The following is a 5748-nucleotide window of genomic DNA, read 5'->3' on the forward strand; positions in this document are numbered from 1 at the left end:
CCTGTGGTGGGGTCGGGTTGGTCGTCTGTTGTTTGAGAACTCGATAGTGTGCCAAGTTTGCTGATACCAGTTCAAGCAGTATTTTTTGTTTGGTTGGATCAGCTGATCGCAGGGCGTCTCGTTCCCGTGACGTTCCTGTGGATCGTTTTGATTCCGGCCAGGTATGGTTTTTCGTTTTTCAACGGAGAGTTTGATCCTGGCTCAGGACGAACGCTGGCGGCGTGCTTAACACATGCAAGTCGAACGCTGAAGCTCCAGCTTGCTGGGGTGGATGAGTGGCGAACGGGTGAGTAATACGTGAGTAACCTGCCCTTGACTCTGGGATAAGCCCGGGAAACTGGGTCTAATACTGGATGCTACATGTCACCGCATGGTGGTGTGTGGAAAGGGTTTTACTGGTCTTGGATGGGCTCACGGCCTATCAGCTTGTTGGTGAGGTAATGGCTCACCAAGGCGACGACGGGTAGCCGGCCTGAGAGGGTGACCGGCCACACTGGGACTGAGACACGGCCCAGACTCCTACGGGAGGCAGCAGTGGGGAATATTGCACAATGGGCGGAAGCCTGATGCAGCGACGCCGCGTGAGGGATGACGGCCTTCGGGTTGTAAACCTCTTTCAGCAGGGAAGAAGCCACAAGTGACGGTACCTGCAGAAGAAGCGCCGGCTAACTACGTGCCAGCAGCCGCGGTAATACGTAGGGCGCAAGCGTTGTCCGGAATTATTGGGCGTAAAGAGCTCGTAGGCGGTCTGTCGCGTCTGCTGTGAAAGCCCGGGGCTTAACCCCGGGTGTGCAGTGGGTACGGGCAGACTAGAGTGCAGTAGGGGAGACTGGAATTCCTGGTGTAGCGGTGGAATGCGCAGATATCAGGAGGAACACCGATGGCGAAGGCAGGTCTCTGGGCTGTTACTGACGCTGAGGAGCGAAAGCATGGGGAGCGAACAGGATTAGATACCCTGGTAGTCCATGCCGTAAACGTTGGGCACTAGGTGTGGGGGACATTCCACGTCTTCCGCGCCGTAGCTAACGCATTAAGTGCCCCGCCTGGGGAGTACGGCCGCAAGGCTAAAACTCAAAGGAATTGACGGGGGCCCGCACAAGCGGCGGAGCATGCGGATTAATTCGATGCAACGCGAAGAACCTTACCAAGGCTTGACATATACCGGATCGTTCCAGAGATGGTTCTTCCCCTTTGGGGTCGGTATACAGGTGGTGCATGGTTGTCGTCAGCTCGTGTCGTGAGATGTTGGGTTAAGTCCCGCAACGAGCGCAACCCTCGTTCCATGTTGCCAGCACGTGATGGTGGGGACTCATGGGAGACTGCCGGGGTCAACTCGGAGGAAGGTGGGGATGACGTCAAATCATCATGCCCCTTATGTCTTGGGCTTCACGCATGCTACAATGGCCGGTACAAAGGGTTGCGATACCGTGAGGTGGAGCTAATCCCAAAAAGCCGGTCTCAGTTCGGATTGAGGTCTGCAACTCGACCTCATGAAGTCGGAGTCGCTAGTAATCGCAGATCAGCAACGCTGCGGTGAATACGTTCCCGGGCCTTGTACACACCGCCCGTCAAGTCACGAAAGTCGGTAACACCCGAAGCCGGTGGCCCAACCCTTGTGGAGGGAGCCGTCGAAGGTGGGACTGGCGATTGGGACTAAGTCGTAACAAGGTAGCCGTACCGGAAGGTGCGGCTGGATCACCTCCTTTCTAAGGAGCAGCACCTGGTCGCCGTGTGGCGGCCCGATCCGTGCACCGGTTGTGGTGGGCGGGTTGCTGTGGGTGAGACCCCCTCGCATGATGGCGTGCCGTGGTTGCGGTGCGTGTCTGGGGGGTTGTGCTCGTGGGTGGAATGTCAGCAGACCGTGTCATCTGATCGGGTGCCCCCGTGGTAGGGGGTGTTTCCCGAGTGGTGGCGTGTCACCGTTGCTGGTGGTGTGGTGCTTCCTCGTCGTGAGGGGTGCTGCGCTGCTGGTGGGTCGGGTGTTTGGCACACTGTTGGGTCCTGGGACAACAGGCCCCGCCCCCTGTCTTCGGTGGGGGGTGTGGTTGGTTCCCGTTGGTGGCCTGCTTCAGGTAGCTGCGCATGTGTTCGTGTGTGGTGAGGGGGGCGGCCGGTGTTGTTTGAGAACTGTATAGTGGACGCGAGCATCTTATTCTTTATGTGAGAATTGTTTTGTGTGTCTGTGAAAGATCGTTAAGGGCGCACGGTGGATGCCTTGGCATCAGGAGCCGATGAAGGACGTGGCAATCTGCGATATGCCTCGGGGAGCCGATAAGCGGGCTGTGATCCGAGGATCTCCGAATGGGGAAACCCCGTCGTCCGTGAGGGCGATGACCTGTATCTGAATTCATAGGGTGCAGGGGGGAACGCGGGGAAGTGAAACATCTCAGTACCCGCAGGAAGAGAAAACAACAGTGATTCCGTGAGTAGTGGCGAGCGAAAGCGGAAGTGGCTAAACCGTCTGTGTGTGATACCCGGCAGGGGTTGCATGGGCGGGGTTGTGGGAGCATCAGTGCTCGGTCTGCCGGCCGGGTCGTGTGAGTGCAGCGTGATAGTCGAATCATCTTGAGTGGTGTGCCGTAGAGGGTGTGAGTCCCGTAGACGAAATCATGGCTGCCGCGCGTGGTGTTTCCCGAGTAGCACGGAGCCCGTGAAACTTCGTGTGAATCTGCCAGGACCACCTGGTAAGCCTGAATACTACCTGATGACCGATAGCGGACCAGTACCGTGAGGGAAAGGTGAAAAGCACCCCGGGAGGGGAGTGAAATAGTACCTGAAACCGTGTGCCTACAAGCCGTCGGAGCCTTTTGGGGTGACGGCGTGCCTTTTGAAGAATGAGCCTGCGAGTTAGTGTCATGTCGCGAGGTTAACCCGTGTGGGGTAGTCGTAGCGAAAGCGAGTCTGAACAGGGCGTGTGAGTGGCGTGATCTAGACCCGAAGCGAAGTGATCTACCCATGGCCAGGTTGAAGCGCGTGTAAGAGCGCGTGGAGGACCGAACCCACTTCAGTTGAAAATGGAGGGGATGAGCTGTGGGTAGGGGTGAAAGGCCAATCAAACTTCGTGATAGCTGGTTCTCCCCGAAATGCATTTAGGTGCAGCGTCGCGTGTTTCTTGCCAGAGGTAGAGCTACTGGATGGCTGATGGGCCCCAACGGGTTACTGACGTCAACCAAACTCCGAATGCTGGTAAGTGAGAGCGCGGCAGTGAGACTGTGGGGGATAAGCTTCATAGTCGAGAGGGAAACAGCCCAGACCACCGACTAAGGCCCCTAAGCGTGTGCTAAGTGGGAAAGGATGTGGAGTTGCTCAGACAACCAGGAGGTTGGCTTAGAAGCAGCCATCCTTGAAAGAGTGCGTAATAGCTCACTGGTCAAGTGATTCCGCGCCGATAATGTAGCGGGGCTCAAGTACACCGCCGAAGTCGTGGCAATGCACATGTCTGCACACCGACCCGTTGGTGGTGCTGGTGGCCTGATCCTCCTGTGTGGGGGTCGGGTGGCTGGTGCCGGCGTGGTGGCTGTGTGGTGGCTGTAATGGTTTTGTGTGTGTTGGGTAGGGGAGCGTCGAGCGGGTGGTGAAGCTGCCGGGTGACCGAGTGGTGGAGCCCGTTCGAGTGAGAATGCAGGCATGAGTAGCGAATGACGGGTGAGAAACCCGTCCGCCGAATGATCAAGGGTTCCAGGGTCAAGCTAATCTGCCCTGGGTGAGTCGGGACCTAAGGCGAGGCCGACAGGCGTAGTCGATGGACAACGGGTTGATATTCCCGTACCGGCGAAGAACCGCCCATACTGAACTGGGGATACTAACCGCCTCCCTCATCCGTTGCACTGGCAGCGCCTTCGGGTGCTGTTGGTGTGGGTGGGGGACGTGGGACCTGATCCAGGGAGGTAAGCGTGTTAACAGGTGTGACGCAGGAAGGTAGCCGAGCCAGGCGATGGTTGTCCTGGTCTAAGCGTGTAGGGCGAGTCATTGGCAAATCCGTGGCTCATATGGCCTGAGACGTGATGGGACCCCTTTGGTGGGGGATTCGGTGATCCTATGCTGCCGAGAAAAGCATCGACGTGAGGTTCCAGCCGCCCGTACCCCAAACCGACACAGGTGATCAGGTAGAGAATACTAAGGCGTTCGAGAGAATCATGGTTAAGGAACTCGGCAAAATGCCCCCGTAACTTCGGGAGAAGGGGGGCCCGGACCCTGACACGCATTCGCTGTGTGGAGGGGGTAAGGGTCGCAGAGACCAGGGGGAAGCGACTGTTTATCAAAAACACAGGTCCGTGCGAAGTCGTAAGACGATGTATACGGACTGACTCCTGCCCGGTGCTGGAAGGTTAAGAGGACCTGTTAGGCGCAAGCCGAAGCGGAGAATTTAAGCCCCAGTAAACGGCGGTGGTAACTATAACCATCCTAAGGTAGCGAAATTCCTTGTCGGGTAAGTTCCGACCTGCACGAATGGAGTAACGACTTCCCCGCTGTCTCAACCATGAACTCGGCGAAATTGCAGTACGAGTAAAGATGCTCGTTACGCGCAGCAGGACGGAAAGACCCCGAGACCTTTACTATAGTTTGGTATTGGTGTTCGGTGCGGCTTGTGTAGGATAGGTGGGAGACTGTGAAGCGGACACGCCAGTGTTCGTGGAGTCGTTGTTGAAATACCACTCTGGTCGCTCTGGATATCTAACTTCGGCCCGTGATCCGGGTCAGGGACAGTGCCTGATGGGTAGTTTAACTGGGGCGGTTGCCTCCCAAAGAGTAACGGAGGCGCCCAAAGGTTCCCTCAGCCTGGTTGGCAATCAGGTGTTGAGTGCAAGTGCACAAGGGAGCTTGACTGTGAGAGTGACGGCTCGAGCAGGGACGAAAGTCGGGACTAGTGATCCGGCGGTACATTGTGGAATGGCCGTCGCTCAACGGATAAAAGGTACCTCGGGGATAACAGGCTGATCTTGCCCAAGAGTCCATATCGACGGCATGGTTTGGCACCTCGATGTCGGCTCGTCGCATCCTGGGGCTGGAGTTGGTCCCAAGGGTTGGGCTGTTCGCCCATTAAAGCGGCACGCGAGCTGGGTTCAGAACGTCGTGAGACAGTTCGGTCCCTATCCGCTGCGCGCGTTGGAAATTTGAGAAGGTCTGTCCTTAGTACGAGAGGACCGGGACGGACGAACCTCTGGTATGTCAGTTGTACCGCCAGGTGCATGGCTGATTGGCTACGTTCGGGAGAGATAACCGCTGAAAGCATCTAAGCGGGAAGCTTGCTTCGAGATGAGATTTCCTTCCCCCTTGTGGGGGTGAGGCTCCCAGGAGACTACTGGGTTGATAGGCTGGATGTGGTAGCGAGGACTGACGACTCGTGGAGCTGACCAGTACTAATAAGCCGATGATCTTCACACACACAATTATTGTTGTTTGCGTCCACTGTACGGTTTTGGAACAACACCACAACCACCCCGCAGCATGACCGCTGGTGGTGGTTGGTTGGTTGTTCGTGAACAGGTTTCCACGCACACCCCCCGTGGTGGTGGGTGTGTGGTGGTGGCAGGTTTGCGGTGGTTATAGCGTGAGGGAAACGCCCGGTCCCATCCCGAACCCGGAAGCTAAGGCTCACAGCGCCGATGGTACTGCACTCTTGTGGGTGTGGGAGAGTAGGTCGCCGCCGCATTATTCTTTGGTGTTGGGTCCTCAGCACCCCGCCCCCGCGGTTCTCGTGGTGGGGTGGGGGGTTGGGGGCCTTTCCCATACCCAAGGGGGGCTCTT

General features: G+C 57.3%; 3 rRNA genes. All 3 read left to right on the forward strand.

Features of this window, described 5'->3' with window-relative positions:
• Positions 1–178 precede the first annotated feature (178 nt).
• The 3 genes from FSY66_RS12265 (at position 179) to rrf (ending at position 5653) form a co-directional block, all read left to right on the forward strand.
• Positions 179–1706 (forward strand): 16S ribosomal RNA (locus tag FSY66_RS12265).
• A 475-nt stretch (positions 1707–2181) separates the two neighbouring features.
• Positions 2182–5385 (forward strand): 23S ribosomal RNA (locus tag FSY66_RS12270).
• A gap of 151 nt (positions 5386–5536) precedes the next feature.
• A 5S ribosomal RNA gene (rrf, locus tag FSY66_RS12275) occupies positions 5537–5653 on the forward strand.
• The 16S, 23S and 5S rRNA genes sit together here, the layout of an rRNA operon.
• Positions 5654–5748 lie beyond the last annotated feature (95 nt).

Origin of the sequence: Kocuria palustris (assembly GCF_007666205.1) — a bacterium.
GTDB lineage: Bacteria > Actinomycetota > Actinomycetes > Actinomycetales > Micrococcaceae > Kocuria > Kocuria palustris_A.